This window comes from Nostoc sp. TCL26-01 (genome assembly GCF_013393945.1).
In the GTDB taxonomy this organism is placed as follows: Bacteria; Cyanobacteriota; Cyanobacteriia; order Cyanobacteriales; family Nostocaceae; genus Trichormus.
This window is the reverse complement of sequence record NZ_CP040297.1, coordinates 4,236,948-4,259,632: the sequence shown is the minus strand read 5'-3', so window position 1 is coordinate 4,259,632 and position 22,685 is coordinate 4,236,948. Positions and strand designations below refer to the sequence as shown.

Below are 22,685 nucleotides of genomic sequence, written 5' to 3'. Positions count from 1 at the left end.
GTTTATGTATTTATTAATGTAATGCTAATTTACAAAATACTATGTCAAATTGCCAGCAAAATTGATACAGCAACGCTTTACATCTATTAATTAGTTTTAATGTAAAATGTAAATGCTATTTAGTAGCATAATTGCTGCATTTAAGCTATTTTTTATTATCAAATATCTGATTTCATAGGCTGATAGTAAAAAACCTCGGTTTTTTTTGATAAACCGAGGTTATGGAAATTTTAACACTAATAATCTTGGCGTTGAGCGCTTTGAGCAATAAATCACTGACTACAAACTAGGATTTGAGTTTATGCTTAATAACGATAAGTAACTGTAATAAATGGGCCATCATTCCAACTCAGCTTAATATTCACATCTCCTATATTTATCCCATCGCGAACCCATCCTACGACTGTCTCTATGATTGTACTGATCACGCATCCTCCTAAAATTCCTTCCAATTCTAAATTAGACAGTTCAACTAATTCAACTTCGCCCGGTTGTAAGTTGTTGATTTTGATGTTAGCCATTGTGTAATATTCTCCAAAAAATGTGTTGTTTGTTTTGTAAGTAGATTCAATATTTAATCTTTCTGTGACAATCATCTCTGATTAGTTTAACTTTTTCAATGGCTTTAAACGTTAATAACGTACATAAATAATGTTATTTATATCTGTGTTTACAAATCCATAATACTAGTTTTGACTCATGGATTTTAAATAAATTAAAGTATGTACTATAAAGTGTGTTACTTTGTTGCATAACTACTACATTTAAGTTATTTTTTTGATGAAATACTTCATTTATCATCGAAAATCAAAAACGCTGCTTTCTCAAATAAACCAGAGTGCTGAAGTCGAAATCATCAGATGTACGAATTTACAATACAGTTTTCGGCAATCTTTCATGCAGATATGTTGATAGTCAGCTTTGATGCTGATGTGGGATAAAATAAACATCTGGAGACAAAGAATGTGGAGACGTAGCTACATCTCTACAAGGGTTTTGGGTAACGCAGCATTAATTTCTGGAAATGTCTAATGTATGGGAGAATGCAAAGCGCTATCCACACCGACTAGATTTTCCTACTTAACCGCTTGCAAGCGGATATAGACCGTGATACTTTAGGCTCAAACTAATTAAAAATACTTTACGTGTTAATGACTAACTCCAGAATTGTGGAAAAGATGGCATCCGGGTGGAATGATGCACGCCAACAGTTCCGATTTCAGTGTTACAGCATATCGTTACTCTTAACTTTAATTATTTTCCCGAATGTTACCTCTGCCCAATCAACGCCACCGCCAGGAGTGACAATTCCCTCCACCACACCGGAGACTATCGAACAAACTATTCCCAAGCCAAATCCGCCATCTCCCCCTCCTTCTATCTCTCCCTCGCCTGAACCAATTCTTCCTACTTCTGAGACACCCACACCATCAAATGCAACTTTTCCCAGTAGTGAAAGTTTTTTTGTGAACAAAATTCAAGTTTTGGGTGCGACAGTTCTCCAGAAGGAAATAGCAGATTTAATTAAGCCATTTGCAAATCGCCAAGTTACTTTTGCTGACTTACTGCAATTACGTACAGACATCACCGAACTTTATATTAAAAATGGCTATGTCACTAGTGGGGCATTTTTACCCAATAATCAGAATTTGACTGGTGGTGTGGTAAAAATTCAGGTGGTAGAGGGTGAGTTAGAAAAAATTGAAATATCTGGATTAAGGAGTTTACAATCAGTTTATGTGCGATCGCGTCTTGCTCAAGCCACTTCTAAACCCCTAAACCGCAAACGTTTAGAAGCCGCACTGCAACTATTACAACTAGATCCTATAATTCAACGAGTGAATGCAGAGTTAACCGCAGGTAGCACCCCTGGGCAGAATATCTTACAAGTGATAATTACTGAAGCACCAGCTTTTCACGGGGGGGTATTTGTGGCTAACAATCAATCTCCCAGTATTGGTTCCACCCAAGTGGGGGTGTTTATTAACCATGATAACTTGCTGGGGTTTGGCGATCGCTTCACTGCTGAATATGGCATGACGGATGGACTCAACCTCTATGATGTCAGTTATGCCGTTCCTCTCAACGCCAGCAACGGAACTCTCAATTTACGTGTAAACAACACCGACAGCCGCATTGTCAATAGTTTCCGCAATTTAAAAATTAGAAGTGAAACTCAAACCTACTCTTTAAGTTATCGTCATCCTCTCTATCGTCAACCCCAATCAGAATTTGCTCTCAGTTTGGGACTAGATTTACGTCACTCGCAAACATTTCTCCTTGATAATATCCCTTTTTCTTTTTCCCCTGGTGCGGAACGAGGAGAAGCAAAAGTTTCTGTGCTGCGCTTTGCTCAAGATTGGGTAAACCGCAATGACACAAGAGTTTTAGCTGCCCGTTCTCAATTTAGCCTGGGGATTGGGGCATTTGATGCTACAGTCAATGATACAGGTACAGATGGACGCTTCTTTTCTTGGTTGGGGCAATTTCAATGGGTGCAGCGTTTATCGCCAAAGACGTTACTCTTAACTAGGTTCAACGCCCAACTAACGGGAGATGCTTTACTATCCCTAGAAAAATTTAGTATTGGCGGAGTTGATACAGTTCGTGGTTACAGTCAAAATCAACTTGTCGCTGACAATGGTATGACAGGTTCAGTTGAAGTCCGCATTCCCTTAACATCAAACGCTAATACACTGCAAATCGCACCTTTTTTTGATTTCGGGACAGTGTGGAATAATCGTATTAGTAATCCGCAGCCACAGACGATTGCTGGTTTTGGCTTGGGTTTATTGTGGCAACCTATGCAAGATTTAAATCTGCGTTTAGATTATGGCATTCCTCTAACTGATGTGAATAGTCGAGGGAATACTTTACAAGATAAAGGTTTTTATTTTTCACTGCGATATCAGCCGTTTTGAAAAGGGAAAAGGGAATAGGGAATAGGCAATAGGCAATAGGCAATAGGCAATAGGTAATAGGTAATAGGTAATAGGCAATAGGCAATAGGCATCGAATGTAGAGTAGAGACGTTGCAGTGCAACGTCTCTACAGGGATTTCGGGCAACGCAGAATTAATTTCTACCAGATGTCTAATGGGTGAGAAGATTTTTTGTGGTTAATTTTTACTCGTTTCTGCCACACTATGTAAAGGGACTAAACCTACTTGATTAACTATTTCTTGACCTTCATCAGTTAGCAACATATTGGCGTAGGCTAAACCTGACTTTTCGTCTATTTTACCATCTCGTTTAATGACTACAAACAGTCGTCTAGTAATGGGATAAATATCTTGAGAAAAATCAGCTTTATTAACTTTTTTCCCAATACAAGGAGCCACAAAATTTTGATTATTGCTTCTAGCGATCGCCAGAGTTTTCACTAAACTTTGATCACAAACTTCTGATGCTGTAGCATAACCAATTGCACCGGAAATTTTCGCTACTTTTTTGATGCCACTTGTGGTATCTCTAATGTAAGGTTGTACGGAGTTACTAAAATTAGCTTTCTCTAAAACTGTTTCTTGAAAAAACTCCGGTGTTCCCCCATCCTTGGGGTCACGACTAATAGGGGTAATTGCTAAATCAGGGCCATTTATTTGTTGCCAATTGGTAATTTTGCCAGTAAAAATATCTTTAATTTGCGACACAGTTAAACCGGGAATAGATACTTGGGGATTGATATAAATCGCAATGCCATCAATAGCAACAGGTATTTGTTCTAATTGAAAAAACCTCAGTTTTGCAGCATTATACTCTGCATCTTTCACAGGTCGAGAAGATTGAGAAAAGCTTAGTTGCCCATCTATTAGCATTTTAATGCCAATACCAGAACCGGGTTTATTGCCTGGTGGTGGTTCAGTATAAACTAATGAATAATCTGGATGTGCTTGACGAATTCGCGCTACTATATTGGGATTTCTCAATGGCGCAAAGCTAGTAGAGCCTCCATATCTAAATATGCCTTGAGGAACATCAGGTACTTTAGTTAGATTTGTTTTTTTGTCTCCCCAATTGCTCAATTGAGATTGCCATAACCAGTAACTACCGCTAATAGTAGTCAGTAGTAAAACACTAGTGATACCTGCGGCGATCGCCTGAACAAAGATTTTATTAGTAGCACCCATGAAAGACTCCTGAAGTTGTGCGATCGGTGAAAACCCTAGACACAATTTTTTTACGCAACTTGTATTAAAATTATCTCTACCAGAGGTAAAAATACTCCTTCATTTATTATAGATATTTAACTGATATATATGTGGAATTCACAGAGTAACATCAAAGCCCAATGCCATTTATTCACCTTTTATGCAGGCTGAGATATCGGATTGAGTACATAATATTGCTCTAAACCACATTGTAATTTATTGTGTTGTCAAGTTTGTAATCACTGATGAAAGATCAGATTCCAGATTTCCTGGATTAATAAAGTAAATTTGCCGCAAAGCGCTATAAAATATGAGTAGCTAGCTACACATAAACCTATGGTTTTAGTTGCATGGAGTTGCGAATAAGCAGAACAAGAATGCCAATGTGGAGATGAAGCGATCGCACAACTAACTAGAAATTGAACGTTAGCATCAAGCATTACTAGCTGCAAAACTACGCGAATTAGGTATCGAGAAAGCAGAGGAGAATAACTAATGACTATTGACTATTGACCAATGACTATTGACTTTAATCACAAAACCATTAAATAAGTATCCTTTCCTTCCACTGGTAAAACCAGCAATTTTTGATTTTGCAAATCTGGTTCTAATCCTAAATCTTCTAAAGGTATTAATCCCAATAACGGATCTGCACCTTCTGGTAGTTCAATACAGTTAAAAATCCCTTCTCTTCCCTCAACCGCAAGATTTAACATTTTAAAAATCCGGGCTTTATGTACTCCTGTAGCTATTTTTACGTCTACTTCACCTTGTAGAGGTAATCCCAAATCAATAATAATATTTTTAGGTAAGCACAGTCTTGTTGCGCCTGTGTCCACTAAAACATCATGTAAAGTGATTGAGCGTACTTGTTCTACTGGAATAAATCCTCTTTCTGCAAGCGTCTGATCAATTTGGTTAGTAATAGTAATTGTGGTAGTTACTTTGCCCATTTTTTCACTTTTGCTACGTATCATATTATTCTCCTATAAATTAATCAAGTTCATTATTGAATAACGCAAATATTCTTTTTATTTCTATTTACATTTTATTGAATTTTATGAAAAACAAGATCCCTGACTTCTTCAAGAAGTCGGGGATATGAACCTCTCGAATTTCACAACAAAACAAGGATTGGTACGCTATGCGGATAATTGCATCCTTGAGCGCTGTCAATAATTTTGGTGTGCAGTTAGTTTTTGCAGGGGGAACTAGCTTATCAAAAGGGTTTGGACTTATTAAACGTTTTTCGGAAGACCTTGATTTCAAAGTAATTTTGCCAAAAGCAAATCCTACACGAAATGAATGTAGTAACTATCGAAAGCAAATTGTTGAAGTAATCCGTGGTAGTAGTTCAGAATGGTCATTGGAGGGCGAACCAAAGTCTGAAAATGCAAATTGTAAATTTACTTACAACATTCGATACAAAGAAAATTTTCACACACCTGCGGCACTTCGTCCCTATATAAAGTTAGATTGTATGCTAATGAATATCAGAAATTTGTTACAGGAATGTCTTACGCTGTAGAAGACGAATGCCCTTTCAAGAAAAACTAGATACCCGACTTATTCAGAAAGTTAGGTATCCGAATCTGGTATGGTGTGAGTTATATCTAAAAATTGGACTAATCTTCAAAAACCTTGACGATAACCAACACTCATACCCAGAGAATTGATAGAGTCGATATTAGCTTTATTCTCACCAGAGCCAGTACTAAAACTGCCGAGATTTTGATACTTTAATTCTACAAACACATTGCTTTTTTTAGCCAATTCATATTGAATACCGACTTTTCCTTGCAATGCTAAAGCTGTACCACCACTAGGGGGATTAGTTGCTTCACCAGATTTGAGTTCACTAAATTCCGGAAAACCAACACCTATTCCAGCACCAATATAAGAACGCCACTTAGAATCACTGGGAATATCCCAATAACCATTGACGAAGACGGTAGTTGCACTCACAGTACCGGTGAGTGGAATAGTAACATCACCACTTTTAAAAGTATTAACACCGTAAGAACCATAACCAACTTCGAGTTCAGCGCGAACTTCATCCCATTGATAACCTACTGCAATATTTCCTTGAAAAGCATTATCAACACCAATGGAAGCTGAATCATTACCTTGTCTAACAGTAATATTTTTGGGGGAACTACCACCAACACTTCCACTGATATACCAATAGTTTTTTTCAGAAAGATGAGGTGAATTTGCCGTGTTCAAATTTTGAGTAATTTCTAGATTTTCTGCTTTGGATTGAGGTGGCTGATTATGAATAGGAATCAAATCTGAAGCTTTTGTAGAAACTTCTTCAGCGTCAGTAGAGATAGCAAAAGATAGGCTAATTGGTATAGCCAATAAAAAAGAGTAAACACACTTATTCATGTCTGGATTGATGTTAAATTAATTATGTTGCTAGTGAAGATAGCTGTAGTGAGGAACAAATTGCCTCATGATGAAGATATGACTCTTATTTGAGTTGAGGTAATTTTTAAGACAAGGGAACACTAGAAAATAAATTATCTCAAGCTTACTTAATTAGTAGGAAAGATAAGTAGCTCGAAAATTCAGCTTATCTCAATCCACTAAAACCACTTCCTCCTAGTCCAATAAAACTAGAAGCAGTCTGATATGCCCATGCTAGACGATATATCTGATTTACTTCGTCATTAATACGTTGAAGACGTTGCTCGAATGTTTCTGAATTGGCAGATGAACCACTATTTACTCCTGAAATTAGAGATGTTGCAGCAAATAGTTGTCTAAAACCACCATTTATTTCTGATATTTCTGCATCAGTTAGATAAACTAATTCATTTTCAATTTTGGTAGATTGTAAGTTATTAATTTTGATGTTAGTCATTGTGAAATCTGCTCCAAAACTACTTATGCTTTGCTCAATATTGCGTAAAAGGCGATGCGACAAGAAGCAGCGCGATCGCAATTTAGTTGAAGAATTGCGAAATTTGGTGCTACAAAAGATACCCTGCAAAATAACGGTTTTACCTTTTCGTGACGATCTCAGGGCATTTTAGTTCTAAGGATTCCAAAATCTAGGCATCTGATGCACAAAATTAAATTGCTGCTCTAAGCTAGTAGAAGGTGGCAATGGTGCTGCTGGATACTGCCGATTTGCTTGGCTAGGTGATTGTCCGCCACGAGAAACTTTTTTATCGAGAGTATTATGATATACTAACTTCCACCCATTACTTGTACGTTTCCAAGTGTGTTCAAATGTGACTTCTTGGCGGATACTATCAGAACCAGGGATAGTGGCATCAACGTACTCAACACCCGTAACTTTGGCATAATTTCTGCCTACATCCCGACGAATAATATATGCACTTTCCCGATATTGACTCGTTTGTTGCCAAAACTGCTGATTACTTTGACGTAACTGTGCTAAATTAATCACCTCTCCATTGAATTGACGTGCTTGAAAATCAGGTGCAAAGTCAGCAAAACATCCGTATAAGTCTCTACGGCTACAGGCATTGAGCATGGCATTATAAGTATTCAATATATTTTGCCACTCTGTTGTTGAGTTTGCTTTGTATTCAGACCAACACCTCTCGAATTCTCTAGGTGGACAATTGAGCATATAGTCTGCGCTACCGTCTGCTCTAACAAAACCATTATTAATCACTAATGGGATGGTGATTAAACTAGCCAGGGTAAAAATTCCTTTTTTCATCATATTAAACTCACCACCAATAATTCCTTTATCAGACAGATTAAAGGAGATACTGACGTAATTCATTCACCTTTTATGCTGATTGGTATGCAGAAACTATCACTCAAGATTGCATAAAAATGTATTGTCACCAGTGTGCAGATAGTATATGCGATCGCTCCAACCAACCTGGAATCCAATTAACTACACTTACGACTCATCACCAAAAACCCATTAGCTAGTCGATACACTCCTTGTGCTTCCACAATCGGATCGCCTTTTTTCCACGAACTGCTTGTACTATTATTCGTGATATTCTGCACATCACCTGTAGGATAGCTAGAAGCCATAGCCTCACCTGGACGACTAGGTAAACTACCAGTTCCTGTAATGATAAAAGTGCTTTCTTGCTTCGGACTGCGCGCAATGCAACTATTAGCAATTAAGGCATTAATATCAATGGGATTGCCTTGTAATTCTGTCAGTCCATTTTGCAGAAAGCTAATATCAGGAACACCGATAATATTGCCAGAGATTGTACCAGTGGCGTTAATATCAGAGCGACCATTATTAATTAGCGACTGAAGACTATTTTTATCAGTTGATGTTGGTCTATAGTTAAATAGAGCATCACTAAATACAGCGCGAGTGTTAAACTTAATATCGCCGCCTTGCCCTTCTGGTGCGAAAGCGAGAATGTCACTATCTTCTAAAGCGATGATAGTATCTGATGTCAGGAAAATATTACCGCCTCTACCACTACCACTAGATAAATCGGTGCGGATATCACTGTTATTTCGCAGGTTAATATTTCTTGCAGTGACATTAAGATTACCACCGCCTGCTTGTTCTGCCCTAGCGCTAATACTACCATTTTTAACATTGAAATTTTCTCTAGCATTAATGTTAATATTTCCCGCAATACCTCTTCCTAAAGTGCGTGTAGAAACTGAGACGATATTATTAGGCAAGTTTAGGTCAGTTGTAAATAAGTTAAAGTTAGTTGTGAATAGAGATATGGTTCCACCATCGCCAGTAGATTCAGGTGAATTTGCACCTGCAAACACACCAGTACGCCTATTTATATTTGATGAAATAGCGAGACTATCTGCATAGATGCTAAGATCGCCAGATTTGCCACCGCCTATAGTTCCTGTAGTCACGAGTCCACCATTCGATACCTCAAATACACGAGCGTTAATTGTAATATTACCTCCGTTACTAGAATTCTCTGTTAATGCAGATATATTACCTTCTTCTGCTATACGAAAATAATCTGTGTTAACTATAATATCTCCTCCCTGACCAATTGCTCCATTTCGGGTTTCAGTGGATATGAAACTGGCAATTCCATCTCTATTAATTCCTGAAATAGTTACTCCATCAGTAGCATTAATACGAATAGTTGCACCTCTACCTTGTCCAGTTTCAGAAATTTGAGAATCAATTTGACCACCATTAATCAAGGTAAGTCTTTGTGTTTCAAGTTTAATATCACCAGCATTTCCTACAGCACCGATTCCTACTCGACTATTAATAGTGCTATTGTCAATAACTATTGCATTACTACTATTAATAAATATTTTACCTGCATTTCCCTGAGCAAAAGTTCCAGATGAAATATTACTGTTTATTAGTTGGAAACGTTTGGTATTGATTGTTAAATCGCCGCCATTACCTACATTAGGCACATCACCGAAAGGGGTAACTCCTGTGAAAATAACATTACGGTTGTCAGGATTCGAGCTAATTAACTCAACAGATTCTGAGGCATTTATATTAATGTTACCTGCATTACCTCCTAAATTACCATTAGCTTCTGCAACAATCAAACCACCATTTTTCATGATAAAATTTCTGGTTTTTAGTGTTATATCGCCTCCACGACTAGCACTGCTTGTTGTTGCTAAAAAACCAGTTGTTGTATCTACTGCATCTTTGGCATCTATTTCTATAGAATTTGTTGCTGTAACTTGAATATTTCCTCCATGTCCAATTGTTTGCTCTAGTTCTGATGTAGCAGTATCAGATAATATCAAGCCACCATTTGTTAACAGCAAGTTATTAGCATTAATTACAATATCGCTGCCATTTGCTCCAAAAGCAGCAATAAAAGACTGATTCAGCAAAACATCTGATTTCGCTACATCATCAGGAAAACTCAAGCGCACATCGTTACCATTAACAGTAAGTCCTACTGTTCCTGATGCAGTTAATCCTCCTATTTCGACCCTACCCCCAGATGCCCCAATAGTTCCCCCATCCATGACGATTTGACCAGTAGATTCAAGGGTAGGTGCAACGCGACCACCAAGTAAGATTAAACTCTTACCTGGAGCAGTAAATAATTGACCTCGATTTTCAATTGAGTTCGCGCCTTGGTTAGCAATTTGATTAAATAAAAATGCTGTTGGATTAATACTAAGTAAAGTATTTTCTGGTGCAACTGGTGACTTTAAAGAAAATTCAGCACCACCAGGGAATTGAATCGTATTAGCAGTAGTTGCAACAAATGAACCACCAATATTTAATTGAGCGTTTCTGCCAAAAATAATTCCATTGGGATTCATTAAAAATAAATTAGCAGTGCCTTGAGCGCTAATCAATCCTTGAATCTCAGATGCGATTCCCCCAGTTACTCGTGCAAAGATATTAGTAATAGTAGGGTCGTTGATAAAAACTGCTGCACCACCATTAGGAATATTGAAACTACTAAAACTGTGGAATAAATTTGTGTTACCAACTGTTGTTCCATCCAAAATAAAAGAATTTAAACCAATATCTATAACTTGTGTTCCTAATGTTTGGTCTGATGTGACTTGAGCTATGGCTTTGGCGTTTGTTGTGACAGTCAAACTGAGCAATAGTCCTAAACGCCACGACCAATTGCAATTAGACTGCTGGATCATAAATTTTTCTCTTGCGTGTCAGTTGTATCAACTGATATCTAGTCTCAAGCTTGAAGGGATAAATTGCAACGTTGCATAGATGAGTCTAAAGGGCAATACACTTTTATGCAATTTTACATACACAATTATGCTGATATCTATACAGAAAGTTGCATCTAAGTTTGCATAAAAGCTGAAGGACTAATTTCTGTGTTTTATTTACTCTGTGAATTGCTAAAGATTTTAAGTGTCAAAAATTTTCATAAAGTCAGAGTAAACATCCTGCATTTTCAGATCATCAGGCTATTTACTGGCATTGAAATATTCGCATAATACAAGAGGCAAACTTATGGCTACTTTCCCTTCCGATCCTTTATTTAAAAACCAATGGTATCTCTACGACACCGTAACCGTTGGTAATCAGACATATCGCCTTTTTGATATCAATGTAGTTGATGTATGGGATGACTATACAGGACGCGGTGTTCTAGTTGGTGTAATCGATGATGGATTTGATTACAACCACTACGATTTGAATAATAATTACGACAAAACGAAAGATTATGACACTATCGACCAAGATTCTGATCCTTCACCAGTTCTAGTTAGTGATAATCACGGGACAGCAGTAGCAGGTATTATCGCGGCTGAAGCGAATGGCGATGGTACTGTGGGTGTGGCTTACAATGCCAAAATCGCCGGTATTAGAGCTAACCCTGGTGAGTTTAAAGCTTTAGAACGTCTTGTGAATTTTGATGTTGTCAATAATAGTTGGGGTTTTACAGAAGCTTTCGCAGATAATTTTTATGATTTTCCACAAGTGGGACAAACACTTACTAATGCTGTGGCAAATGGACGTAAGGGGTTAGGAACAGCCATTGTCTTTTCTGCCGGAGATGGTCGTAAAGAAGGCGATAATACCAACTATCACAACTTTAAAAACTCCCGCTATGCTATTACAGTAGCTGCAATTGAAAGGGAGCATGGTTGGGCAACTTATTACAGTACTCCTGGTGCTTCTATTCTAGTTTCTGCCTTTGGGGAATCATATAGTGGTATTGGCCTTCTCACTACAGATCGCCTGGGATCTGCTGGCTCTAGTTCTACAGACTATACTCGTTTGACTGGCACTTCAATTGCTGCTCCTCAAGTTTCTGGGATAGTTGCTTTAATATTGGAAGCCAATCCCAACTTAGGTTATCGAGATATCCAAGAAATTCTCGCCTATTCTGCCCTTAAAAATAACCCTAAGAATGAAGGGGGAAGTAACTATATTTGGCAAGAGAACGGTGCTATAAACTGGAATGGCCGTGGTTTACACGTCAACCACGACTATGGATTTGGCTTGGTAGATGCTCTTGCTGCTGTGCGTTTGGCGGAAACTTGGCAAAAACAAAGTCGATTTAACAATGAGAAATCTCTTTCTTATAATTCCGGTAATTTAGGCTTGGCTATTCCAGATAATAATACAACAGGAATTAGTCATACTTTTACCGTTGCTGCGGGTTTAGATATTGATTGGGTAGAAGTAGAACTCAATCTGACTCATCCTTATCGGGGTGATTTGGTTGTTTCCCTGATTTCTCCAAGTGGGATTGAAAGTCGTTTGATTGATCGACCAGGCAATAGGCAGGATGATGGAGATGATATTGTGTTTAAACTTTCCAGTACGCAACACTGGGGAGAAAGCAGTGCTGGCAATTGGACACTCATAATCAAGGATTTAGGCCCTACAGATATCGGCATTTTCAATAATTGGAAATTGCATTTATATGGGGATACAGATACAGCCAATGATACTTATTTTTACACCAATGAGTATGGCATCTATGGTGCAACTACACTGACTGACAGTTCTGGTATCGATACAATTAATGCGGCGGCGATTACTTCTAGTTCTAACATCAACCTGACTCCAGGTTCTACAAGTACCCTTAAGGGAAAAAACCTAACCATCAGTTCAGGAACTACCATCGAAAATGCTTTTGGTGGCGATGGCAATGACACGATTATCGGTAACAGTGCTGCCAACGTTTTGTCTGGTGGTAGAGGTAATGATATTTTGATTGGTGATGTACTTATCAACCAAACTTCTACTTTTAGCAATACATCTGCCCTTAGTATCCCTGACGCATCTACCATTAACTCTAATCTGAATGTGAGTGGTTTAAGTGGTGCAATTGTTGATGTCAACGTCGCCTTAAATATTACTCACACATTTGCTTCTGACCTCGATGTTTTCCTGATTAGTCCTACGGGAACTCGTGTGGAATTGTTTACTGATGTAGGTGGTAGTGGAGATAATTTCACCTTTACAGTCTTAGATGATGAAGCCACAACATTAATTACGGCTGATACTGCTCCGTTTACCGGCATTTTTCGACCAGAGGGATTACTATCTGCTTTTGATAATCAAAACCCAAATGGCACATGGAAACTAGAAATCACTGATGACTCAGTTGGAGATGTAGGGACACTCAAGTACTGGTCACTGAATTTGACTGTTGCTACATCAAAAGTAAGCAATGATACTCTCAACGGTGGTAGAGGTAATGATGAAATGCGCGGCGGTGCTGGTAACGATACTTATGTTGTCGATAGCACTGGAGATGTAATTGTAGAAAACTTGAATGAAGGTACAGATACTGTTGAGTCTTCTATCACTTACACTTTAGGCGCTAACTTAGAAAACCTGACTTTGACAGGTATCGCCGCCATCAACGGTACAGGCAACACTGGAAATAATATCATCACAGGTAATAGCGGCAATAATACCCTCAATGGTGGCTCTGGTGTTGATACTCTCATTGGTGGTGATGGCAATGACATCCTCATTGGCGGTGCTGGTAATGATACACTCACAGGTGGATTAGGACGCGATCGCTTTACTTTCAATTCCCGTAGTGAAGGTATTGACAAAATTACTTACTTTAACGTAGTTGATGATACTATTGTTGTCTCGGCGGCTGGCTTTGGTAGTGGTTTGGTGGCTGGTAGTGCGATCGCAGTTAGTCAATTGGTTATGGGTACAGCCGCTACTACAGCTAGTCATCGATTTATCTATGATCGCAACAACGGTTCTCTGTTCTTTGATCAAGATGGTACAGGAGCGATCGCTAAAATTCAATTTGCTACACTCAATACTGGATTGACTTTAACCAATGCAGATATTTTCGTTAATGCTTAATAATTTGTAACTAACAAATTGTTCATCTTGCGGAACAGAGCAAATATTTACTCACAAAATCCCCGGCTTCTTCAATAAGTCGAGGATCGAAATCTTTCGATGGTTGTAAATCAACTTAGTTAAAAGTGATTTATTTAAGATTGAAACAGTCTTACTATTTAATACAAATTTGAGGAGAAGCCTATCCAATTCAGTGTTTCAGGTAAAAACAGAAAGTCGTAGAGTTGGCAGTAAAGGAAACGACACATAATAAGTTGGATCACATTTGGGCTACTAACTGCGATTTTTCTAGCCGGGTATACAACTCTACGACAATCATAACTAGAGTTTACAACTGAGCCGCACTATGTAAAATGTAGATTCTGGCAATTAAAAGTGCAGAAAACTGTATTGTTAATTTATTTTTATGATGATACGGATGATTGTTAATTAAATTTAACCACTATGGAAGTGGCAACAAAGGTATAATCAAATCAAATTATTTTTGTAATTATTTTGTGTTTAATCAGGGTTTAAAATCATTTACAGCTTCTTGGCTCGCATTAATATTTTTCGTCAGTCTGACATTCTTTATCTGGTTAGGAAATCTGCATTCAGAAAACTTAGTTAATGCTCAAGCTACTGATGCTGTGCAATTGGTGAATCGAGGTGTTGCTAGTTATCAAACAGGTGACTTTCAAGATGCGATTCAAGCTTGGCAATCAGCTTTAAATATATATCAAAAAAATAAGAGCGATCGCCAGATAGCTATTGTCAGAGAAAATTTAGCCAGAGCCTATCAACAGGTGGGTAATGTCGAATCGGCTTTGAGTTATTGGGAACAGCTAATAGCTGATTATCGCTCACAAAACAACGGGCAAAAAGTTGGGCGATCGCTGACAGAAATAGCGCAAATTTATAGTGGTATTGGTCAAACTAAAAAAGCAATTAATCTGTTATGTGGAGTGACAACCACACCTCTAGAAAAATTAGATTGTCAAACAGGAAGTGCCATTCAAATAGCGAGCGAACAAAAGGATCAACAAGGCAAAATTGCGGCTTTAGGTAGTGTGGGGGAAGCATATCGTCTGAAGGGGAATTATGGTTTAGCGATCGCCTATCTCCTAGCGGCTCAACATGGTAATAATCAAATATATAGTGCTGCTATATTCAATAGTTTAGGTAATGCCTATGCCAGTCGCGCTCAACTTTGGAATTTACGCGCTAATTCAGCCCAACAACAGGGTATTGTTAACGCTAGTAAATTTCAAGAAAATTCTCTAGATGATTATCGTCAAGCGGAAAAATATTTACAATTGAGTATTGCCGCAGCTCGTCAGCAAAATGATAAAACTGGTGAACTGCGCAGTTTATTAAATTTAGCTAAGTTAGCTTATCGCTCACAAAATAGCAATTTAGCTCAAGAAAATATCCAGCAGGCGCTAGCAATTCTGAATAAATCACCAGATGCTATCAACAAAATATATGCAACGATTGATTTAGCAAACTTGTTTGCTACAGGAACAGAATTAATATCACCATTAACTCAATGTCCAACTAAGGGCATAATTCCTGATGTCCCAGTGCGAGAACTATTAAATCAGGCTATCAATATCGCCCAAAAAATCCAAGATTCACGTTCCGAATCTTATGCTTTAGGTGCTATGGGACATTTTTATGAATGTCATCAAGCTTATCAACAAGCTTGGGAATTGACGCAAAAAGCTATATGGGTAGCTGATCAAAAATTGCAAGCTAAAGATAGTTTATATTTATGGGAATGGCAAGCTGCGAGAATTCTCCAAAACCCAAAGCAAAATCAACCTAGTCAAGCATTGCTGTTTTATCAGAGAGCTTATCATACATTAGAACAATTACGCAGCGATATTTTAATTGCTGATCGAGATTTTCAATTTGATTTTCGTGATATTGTTGAGCCTATTTATCGTCAGCTAGCACAGATCCAATTAGAGTTAGCTACGGCAAATGTTAAAAGTTCTCAAAAATCTAGTACTGCTTTAGATAGTGCTTTAGAGACGATTAACTCATTACGAGTAGCAGAAATTCAAAATTATTTTGGTAATGATTGCATTATTGCCTCTGTGAATAATCAAAATACCGACCAAACTTTAAATCAGGAGACTGTGGTTATTAGTTCTATTATCTTAGATGATAAAACTGGGATCTTGATTAGTTTACCCAATCAAGAAAAACATTTACATTGGCTATTGACGAGCAAAGAAAAATTTAAAGAGGAAATTAGCAATTTTCGTCAGGGGATAATTGCTGGACAAGAAACATTTATATACGATACAACTCAAGCAGAAAAGTTATATGACTTAATTATTCGTCCATTAGAACAATATTTTAATCCAGAGCAAATTAAAACTCTAGTATTTGTTCCCGATGGCTTTTTACGTAACCTACCTCTAGCCGCATTATATGACAAAATAGCCAAAAAATATCTGATTCAAAAATATGCGATCGCTACAATTCCCAGCTTACAACTAACCACCGCTAAACAACGAAGTTTACAATCAAGCAAAGCCTTAGTTTTAGCTGTGACACAAGAAGCAAAAATTGATGAGCAGATATTTCCTAAACTAACTAGCGTTCCTTTGGAAATCCAAGCGATTCAAAAAGAATTTCCTGAATATAAAAAACTAGAAAATCAGGATTTCATTACTGATAAATTAGCCAAAGAAATCAAAAACACTACATATCCTATCATTCACATTGCCACTCATGCCCAGTTTGGGATTATTCCAGAAGATACATTTTTAGTTACAGGCGACAACAATAAACTGACAATCAATCAACTCGAAATACTCCTGCGTCAATCTAGTAATACTGCTAATTCAGTTGAACTCTTAGCCTTAACTGCTTGTGAAACAGCAGTTGGAGATGACCGGGCAACTCTAGGTTTAGCTGGTGTGGCATTGCAAGCCGGTGCTAAGAGTGCAATGGCTTCTTTATGGCCTGTAGGTGATGATTCTACCGCAGATATCGTGGCTGAGTTTTATCATAATTTACGTAAATCTGGTATGAGTAAAGCACAAGCTTTGCAAGCAGCGCAGGTAAAGTTAATTAATGCTCAGGAAAATGAAATTAACGACCAGTACACTCATCCATATTACTGGGCCCCGTTTATTATGATTGGTAATTGGTTATAGTAAAAAACTAGCCACATTTCTTCCAGAGTATTTGCATACTCAATCTCAATTTCCTAGATTGATAATTTTTTGTAAGTGCTGGATTTGTTGTGTTTCTTCCTCTTTTTTAGGCAATTCAGATTTCATTAAGTCTTGAATTAAACTTAAGCCTACATCTCCTAATTGACCAGATTTAGCAGATTTTAATGCTGTTGCTAAAGCTTCATACCATAAATCTGATTCTGCATAAATATCTGCTTGCTGTTGATGACTGACTGTAGTTAAAAGTTTATCTTTAAGTACAGATGGCATTTCTATAACCATAAATTCGGCTCTTTCTACTAACTTGCTAGAGGAAGAATTTACACAATCAATTATCGCCACTTGCCAGAGATATTTTTTACCCGCTTTTAATTCTGGTTGGTTTTTAGTCCATGATAATTGGAATACTCCCGGTGAAACATTTTGTTCTACTGGACTACCTAATTCTTGAGGAATATTTTTAGTATTAAACTCGAAAATTCTCCATCTAATTTTATGGGAAGCAGATACAAAAGCTATGAGAGTAGGATGAGAAGCAGATGTATAACCAATGTATGTTTTTGGTGCTAGTAATGTCAGGGGAATTTTATCACTGGGACAGCCTCGACGGCCGCCTGTTCTGCTGTAGTCACTAGCAGGTTTTGGGTTACGTGGTTTAAAACCAGCAGTGGCTAGAGGTATTTCTAGTAAAAACAGCTTGAGCAAGAAACTAAATAAGAATAGCCAATAATAAAGATGTTTAAATTGATTTTTCATAGTTTTTGATTGGGAATGATGAATGTTATTCTTTACTAAAGATTTGCAGTTTTGAGCTTTTCAGTTTCCAGGTAATTTCACACAACGTTCCCTGGGGAGAAATGCTCTCACGCCTAAAGTCACCTCCTAGTTTTCTAGTGATATTTTTAAGTTGCTTTGTTCCCTTATTTTCTACAAATGACAGTATGCCAGCACCATTATCTTTAATCCTTAATTGGTAATAACCACGCTCATGAGAACCTATGGCTTCAATACGTTTAACTCCTGCGGCGTGTTTACCTACATTACATAAAGCTTCTTCTAAAAATAAACAAAGTTCTCGCTTAATTTCTAAATTTAAGTATTTATCATCTATTGGTTCAAATGCCCGGACTTTAACTTTGATACCTGGGAAATATGCCAGATCATCGCGCTCTAAAGTACTTGTATAGACTTCATAAAAAAGCTCATGAATGGGACGTTTTAAGTCCAGTTTTAATCGACTACCTAAACGGAGGCTTTCATCTGGTGATAGTGCTTTAAGTTTGAGATATTCCCCAATAGCACGAATTTCATAATTAAGTTTCTCCAATTGAGAGATTAATTCTTCATCGGATAGCCCTTGAGTGCGCATCTGTCTTAAAACATTTGCCAGAGTTTGTAGTGGCCCATTATGAATAATGTTAAATGCTTGTTCAATTGCGTATTGTCGCTCATTAATTTTAGATTTTTGAGCTTGATCATGTTGATAGAAAGCGAATGCACTTATTCCCATAGCATTCAGACTTAAAATTAATAAGTTTGGGGCTACGGGAATCCACCAACCAAACAAAATGAATAGATAAGCGATACTCAACAAACCACAAATTACTAATGCCATCAAGAACAGATTTTTGGTGGCTGATTGTGTCATGCGCCCAATGATCATTGGCACAAATCCCCATAAGATTATCCATAAATATTCACAAGTTTCTGACCAAGATTTTAGTTGCGATCGCCCACTGATCACAGCCTGAATTATTTGTGAACAAACATGAGCATGAAACTCAACTCCCGAAATTTCTCCAGGTAGCTTTGTTTGGGCGATCACCCCAGAATTCACCACATCAGGAACACTAGCCGCAGTAATACCAATTAAGACTATTTTACCCTGTAACCATTGGGGATTAAAATTACTATTTTTAATATCAGTAAATGATAAAACTCGAAATGGCTCTTTACCACTCCTAAAATTGACTAAAGTTTTTAAGCCAGTATCATTACCTCCTACATATCCCCCAAAATTTGATGTAAATCGTGAGATTTCTACATGATTAAATCTAATAGTTTCCTGGTCATTTTTACCAGTTTCAATATTTATTCCCTGAGCCGCTAAATAAGCGATCGCTAAACGTAAAGATAGAGAATACTTAGCTTCATCATAGTTTTGCGGATTTTTAGATGATGGAGTCCAAAGTAGGTAACGCCGATATTTACCATCTTCATCGGGGATAATGTCAGAAAACCCAACTTGTGTAGATGGTAGTGCAGCAGGCGGAAAAATTTCATCTGGGGGTAAGATTTTTTCAATAGCAATTAAATTTTTATTTGTCTGAAAAACATTGACTAATTCTGGATAACCAGGTGGAACAGGTATATCCCGAACAATATCCAGACCAATAGCAACGGGCTGATATTTTTGTAATGTCTTAATCAACTGAGCAAGATTTTTATCAGAGATTGGATAGCTTTCCATACTCCGAATATCCTGGTCATTTACACCAATAATTACCACTTGATCATCAGGTTTTTCGTCAGGACGATAACGCAAAAAGGTGTCTAACATCATCCACTCAAAAACTTGTAACCACCCAGATAATCTCGCAATTATCACAATAGTTAAAATCAAAAATCCTGGCATTGCTGCCCGTTGCCAAATCTCAATTTCTCTGGTAATTTTTTTAGGTAACACGATATGATGATTTTTCAGATAAATAATTAATCAATTAATCCTGCTTGTCGGGCGCGAATCTCTGTCTGGATACGCATATTCTGACCGGCTTTTTTACAATCTTCTGGATAAATACCCAATACATCTTGAATTTTTGTCCAATACGTCCGGACTGCTCTCTCAGACTTATACATACGTTCGGCAATGAGTCTATCTGTTAATCCTTCTTCAAACGCTAGTCTTAAAACATCTAACCACTCTGGTTTAAATTCCCATCCACTCTTAATATCTTTGGTATGAGTTCCCCCTTGGAGAGCAATCTTGACACGAGTGATAATTTCTGATTCTGATAATTCTTTATCAACGATCGCAAATCCGCCTTGATGCTCATCGATCTCGTGTTTAATTCTAATTAAAGCCTTGACATAACTACTTTGAACTAAAAAATTAGACTGACTATATTGCCGAAGTAACTTTTGTAATAGACTAATACCAGTATCAATTTGAGCTATTACTCCTGCTTGTTCAGGTATCGATAAATCCATCACAATCAAGTCAAACCGACAACTAGCAATTTCCTTTAAAGCAGCGATCGCCGTTTTAACTTTGACAATATCTGCGGTGGGATATTCTTGCTGAAGTAAGCTATAGGTTCCATTCAAGATTAACTGATGGTCATCAATGATGAGGATATTTAACGACGCTGATTGAGGTAAATCGGGATGAGGATAAACTTGAGTCATTTACGTTAATAATATTGATTATTTAATATTTTTTACAATAACATTAGCTGCGTAAGTGTAGCGAAAAGTGTAAAAAAAAGATATCTTCATACCCTGCTAGGGTGTAATACCAATTCAAAATTCAAAATTCAAAATTCAAAATTAAGAAAGTGAGAATTGGTATAGGTTACCGGATTTGGATCTGCGTCATATTTTTCGTGAAATGGTGTAAGGTTAACCCACTCAAAATGACATTAACATCCTGATTTCCAGTGATAAACTTCTCTGTGTCTTAGTGTCTTTGTGGTAGAAAAAGTAATTTATTTAACTACTAAGATACTAAAACACAAGATTAAGATGTCAAAGAAGAAAAAAACTGATTAGCACTTACCTTTTACCAACGTGCTTCTAGTTACAGTTCTATTGATAGGAAGTGAGCCACAATGTTGATTAATCAATAGAAATGCAGCCCTGCCTGTAATTATGCTGCTATTACATGAAACCTCGAATTATTGTTTGTGGCTTAGGACGTACTGGATATAAAATCTTCCGTTTGTTGAGACAACAAGGGGCATTTGTGGTAGGAATTCATCATAAACCTATCCCTAATGAAACCGGAGGAGATATAATCGTCGGCAATTTACACGCGGCGGCTACATTGACAGCAGCCGAAATTCAGCAAGCACATACTTTAGTCATAGCTGGCTCGGATGATGCGGTAAATTTGTCAATTATGATGCAAGCACGCATATTAAATCCCCACATTCGGATTATTAACCGTTTTTATAATACTAATTTAGGCGATCGCCTAGATCAAACACTGCCAGATCACCTCAGCATGAGTGTTGTCGGATTGGCAGCACCATTATTGACTTTTGCGGCTTTAGGTAATCAAGCTATTGGGCAGATTAAATTATATGAGCAGACTTGGCTGATTCAAGAAGAATATATTGATGAAAACCATCCTTGGTGGGGTCGCAAGCTCAATGATTTGTGGGAAGATCAAACCCAAATGCCGATTTATTACTTGCCTGTAGAAGGTGAGATCAATTTAGTCGCGGCAGTGCTATCTGAGCAAGAATTAAAAGTAGGCGATCGCCTAATTGTGGCTATTCAACCGCGTATCCGTTCTACTCGCAGATCCTTAATTAAAAAATTCCTCAAAGTCCTCACTAGTCTACGGCAATTTCAGCAACATGGGCAATCGGTAATTGTCGGAGCGCTCATTTTATTAGTAATTATTATCACTGCCACAATCACTTATATGTCTGCTGAATTGAGTTTATCTGTAGTCGATGCACTCTATTTCTCTGTAGGCATGATTACTGGGGCAGGCGGAAATGACAAAGTGGCAGAAAACGCGCCCAACAGTATCAAATTATTCACCGTCGTCATGATGCTAGTGGGGGCAGTGGTGATTGGTGTGTGGTATGCCATGCTGACGGATTTTGTCTTGGGGAACCGCTTCAAGCAATTTTGGGATGCTGCCCGGATTCCCCAACGTTATCACTACATCGTCTGTGGCTTAAGTGGGATTGGTAGCAAAATTGTCCAGCAACTCCACACTAGTGGTTACGAAGTGGTAGTCATTGAAACAGATTCCAATAACAAATACGTCAACTCTGTACGTGGATTGGGTATTCCCGTAATTCAAGGCGATGCTAGCTTCCGTACCATCCTCAAAACCAGCAATCTCGACTCCGCCGCCGCCGTACTAGCTGTAACAACCAATGATGCCACTAACCTAGAGATTGCCCTCAAAGCCAAAGGTTTAGCACCGAAAATTCCCGTCATCGTCCACTATGCCGATCCTGATTTTGCCGGCATGGCCCAACAGCTATTTGACTTTGAAGCCGTACTCAGTTCCGCCGAATTAGCAGCCCCAGCTTACGCGGCGGCGGCGTTAGGTGGGCGAATTTTGGGAAATGGGATTATAGGCGATCGCCTCTGGGTAGCTTTTGCCACATTAATCACACCATTACATCCTTTTTGCCATCACTTAGTCAAAGATATTGCGATCGCTGCTGACTTTGTACCCCTATATGTAGAAACCAATAATCAGCGTGTCCACGGTTGGGATTTACTCGGAATTTACCTCAATGAAGGTGATATTTTATATTTGACGATGCCCGCAAACCAGCTATATAAACTCTGGCGACATGATCGGGCATATGATCGTAATTCGTAATTCGTAATTTGTAATTTGTAGTATTAATTATGAATTGCT

Annotated in this window: 15 protein-coding genes; 5 read left to right on the top strand and 10 right to left on the bottom strand. The window is 37.9% G+C overall.

Translation table 11 applies throughout. The annotated features are described in order from the left end of the window. Positions 1-305 precede the first annotated feature (305 nt). Positions 306-596, bottom strand: coding sequence for a hypothetical protein (locus FD725_RS18580; protein ID WP_179049513.1), 291 nt, complete (start codon positions 594-596; stop codon positions 306-308). 555 nt (positions 597-1,151) lie between these two features. Between FD725_RS18580 and FD725_RS18575 the strand changes: the two genes are divergently transcribed. Next, complete coding sequence (locus FD725_RS18575; protein WP_218653123.1) at positions 1,152-2,921, top strand: ShlB/FhaC/HecB family hemolysin secretion/activation protein; 1,770 nt, start codon at positions 1,152-1,154, stop codon at positions 2,919-2,921. A gap of 197 nt (positions 2,922-3,118) precedes the next feature. Here the strand turns inward: FD725_RS18575 and FD725_RS18570 are convergent, their stop codons facing one another. Both FD725_RS18570 and FD725_RS18565 read right to left on the bottom strand, forming a co-directional pair. After that, positions 3,119-4,126, bottom strand: coding sequence for a PstS family phosphate ABC transporter substrate-binding protein (locus tag FD725_RS18570; RefSeq protein WP_179049512.1), 1,008 nt, complete (start codon positions 4,124-4,126; stop codon positions 3,119-3,121). 554 nt (positions 4,127-4,680) lie between these two features. Next, complete coding sequence (locus tag FD725_RS18565) at positions 4,681-5,124, bottom strand: aspartyl protease (protein ID WP_179049511.1); 444 nt, start codon at positions 5,122-5,124, stop codon at positions 4,681-4,683. Positions 5,125-5,291: 167 nt separating this feature from the next. Here FD725_RS18565 and FD725_RS18560 point away from each other — a divergent pair, with 167 nt between their 5' ends. After that, a complete protein-coding gene (locus FD725_RS18560; protein ID WP_179049510.1) occupies positions 5,292-5,675 on the top strand; it encodes a nucleotidyl transferase AbiEii/AbiGii toxin family protein in 384 nt (127 codons plus the stop codon). Between the two features lie 104 nt (positions 5,676-5,779). Here the strand turns inward: FD725_RS18560 and FD725_RS18555 are convergent, their stop codons facing one another. The 4 genes from FD725_RS18555 to FD725_RS18540 all read right to left on the bottom strand — a co-directional run bounded on the left by FD725_RS18555 (position 5,780) and on the right by FD725_RS18540 (position 10,732). Then, entirely contained in the window at positions 5,780-6,535 is a 756-nt protein-coding gene (locus FD725_RS18555; RefSeq protein WP_179049509.1) for an outer membrane beta-barrel protein, read from the bottom strand. 187 nt (positions 6,536-6,722) lie between these two features. After that, on the bottom strand, positions 6,723-7,013 hold the full coding sequence (locus tag FD725_RS18550) for a hypothetical protein (RefSeq protein ID WP_179049508.1): 291 nt from the start codon (positions 7,011-7,013) through the stop codon (positions 6,723-6,725). 174 nt (positions 7,014-7,187) lie between these two features. Beyond that, on the bottom strand, positions 7,188-7,910 hold the full coding sequence (locus FD725_RS18545) for a hypothetical protein (protein ID WP_179049507.1): 723 nt from the start codon (positions 7,908-7,910) through the stop codon (positions 7,188-7,190). A gap of 113 nt (positions 7,911-8,023) precedes the next feature. Continuing rightward, entirely contained in the window at positions 8,024-10,732 is a 2,709-nt protein-coding gene (locus tag FD725_RS18540) for a filamentous hemagglutinin N-terminal domain-containing protein (protein WP_179049506.1), read from the bottom strand. Positions 10,733-11,060: 328 nt separating this feature from the next. Here FD725_RS18540 and FD725_RS18535 point away from each other — a divergent pair, with 328 nt between their 5' ends. Continuing rightward, on the top strand, positions 11,061-13,898 hold the full coding sequence (locus FD725_RS18535; RefSeq protein ID WP_179049505.1) for a S8 family serine peptidase: 2,838 nt from the start codon (positions 11,061-11,063) through the stop codon (positions 13,896-13,898). A 497-nt stretch (positions 13,899-14,395) separates the two neighbouring features. Continuing rightward, complete coding sequence (locus FD725_RS18530; RefSeq protein ID WP_179049504.1) at positions 14,396-17,050, top strand: CHAT domain-containing protein; 2,655 nt, start codon at positions 14,396-14,398, stop codon at positions 17,048-17,050. 45 nt (positions 17,051-17,095) lie between these two features. Here the strand turns inward: FD725_RS18530 and FD725_RS18525 are convergent, their stop codons facing one another. Genes FD725_RS18525 through FD725_RS18515 form a run of 3 tightly spaced genes read right to left on the bottom strand, consistent with a single transcriptional unit; the run spans position 17,096 to position 20,479 of the window. After that, positions 17,096-17,827, bottom strand: a complete 732-nt coding sequence (locus tag FD725_RS18525) for a DUF928 domain-containing protein (RefSeq protein WP_179049503.1) — start codon at positions 17,825-17,827, stop codon at positions 17,096-17,098. 25 nt (positions 17,828-17,852) lie between these two features. Continuing rightward, positions 17,853-19,757: a CHASE2 domain-containing protein gene (locus FD725_RS18520; RefSeq protein ID WP_306296874.1), complete on the bottom strand. Its 1,905-nt coding sequence runs from the start codon at positions 19,755-19,757 to the stop codon at positions 17,853-17,855. Positions 19,758-19,783: 26 nt separating this feature from the next. Beyond that, positions 19,784-20,479: a response regulator gene (locus tag FD725_RS18515; RefSeq protein WP_179049502.1), complete on the bottom strand. Its 696-nt coding sequence runs from the start codon at positions 20,477-20,479 to the stop codon at positions 19,784-19,786. Between the two features lie 475 nt (positions 20,480-20,954). On the opposite strand from FD725_RS18515, the gene FD725_RS18510 reads away from it, so the two are divergent. Further along, entirely contained in the window at positions 20,955-22,646 is a 1,692-nt protein-coding gene (locus FD725_RS18510; protein WP_179049501.1) for an NAD-binding protein, read from the top strand. Positions 22,647-22,685: the final 39 nt, after the last annotated feature.

Bases quoted from the DNA above. Each gene is read 5' to 3' on its own strand.
- FD725_RS18580 (WP_179049513.1), bottom strand. From the start codon at position 596: ATGATTGTCACAGAAAGATTAAATATTGAATCTACTTACAAAACAAAC.
- FD725_RS18575 (WP_218653123.1), top strand. From the start codon at position 1,152: ATGACTAACTCCAGAATTGTGGAAAAGATGGCATCCGGGTGGAATGAT.
- FD725_RS18570 (WP_179049512.1), bottom strand. From the start codon at position 4,126: ATGGGTGCTACTAATAAAATCTTTGTTCAGGCGATCGCCGCAGGTATC.
- FD725_RS18565 (WP_179049511.1), bottom strand. From the start codon at position 5,124: ATGATACGTAGCAAAAGTGAAAAAATGGGCAAAGTAACTACCACAATT.
- FD725_RS18560 (WP_179049510.1), top strand. From the start codon at position 5,292: ATGCGGATAATTGCATCCTTGAGCGCTGTCAATAATTTTGGTGTGCAG.
- FD725_RS18555 (WP_179049509.1), bottom strand. From the start codon at position 6,535: ATGAATAAGTGTGTTTACTCTTTTTTATTGGCTATACCAATTAGCCTA.
- FD725_RS18550 (WP_179049508.1), bottom strand. From the start codon at position 7,013: ATGACTAACATCAAAATTAATAACTTACAATCTACCAAAATTGAAAAT.
- FD725_RS18545 (WP_179049507.1), bottom strand. From the start codon at position 7,910: ATGAATTACGTCAGTATCTCCTTTAATCTGTCTGATAAAGGAATTATT.
- FD725_RS18540 (WP_179049506.1), bottom strand. From the start codon at position 10,732: ATGATCCAGCAGTCTAATTGCAATTGGTCGTGGCGTTTAGGACTATTG.
- FD725_RS18535 (WP_179049505.1), top strand. From the start codon at position 11,061: ATGGCTACTTTCCCTTCCGATCCTTTATTTAAAAACCAATGGTATCTC.
- FD725_RS18525 (WP_179049503.1), bottom strand. From the start codon at position 17,827: ATGAAAAATCAATTTAAACATCTTTATTATTGGCTATTCTTATTTAGT.
- FD725_RS18515 (WP_179049502.1), bottom strand. From the start codon at position 20,479: ATGACTCAAGTTTATCCTCATCCCGATTTACCTCAATCAGCGTCGTTA.
- FD725_RS18510 (WP_179049501.1), top strand. From the start codon at position 20,955: ATGAAACCTCGAATTATTGTTTGTGGCTTAGGACGTACTGGATATAAA.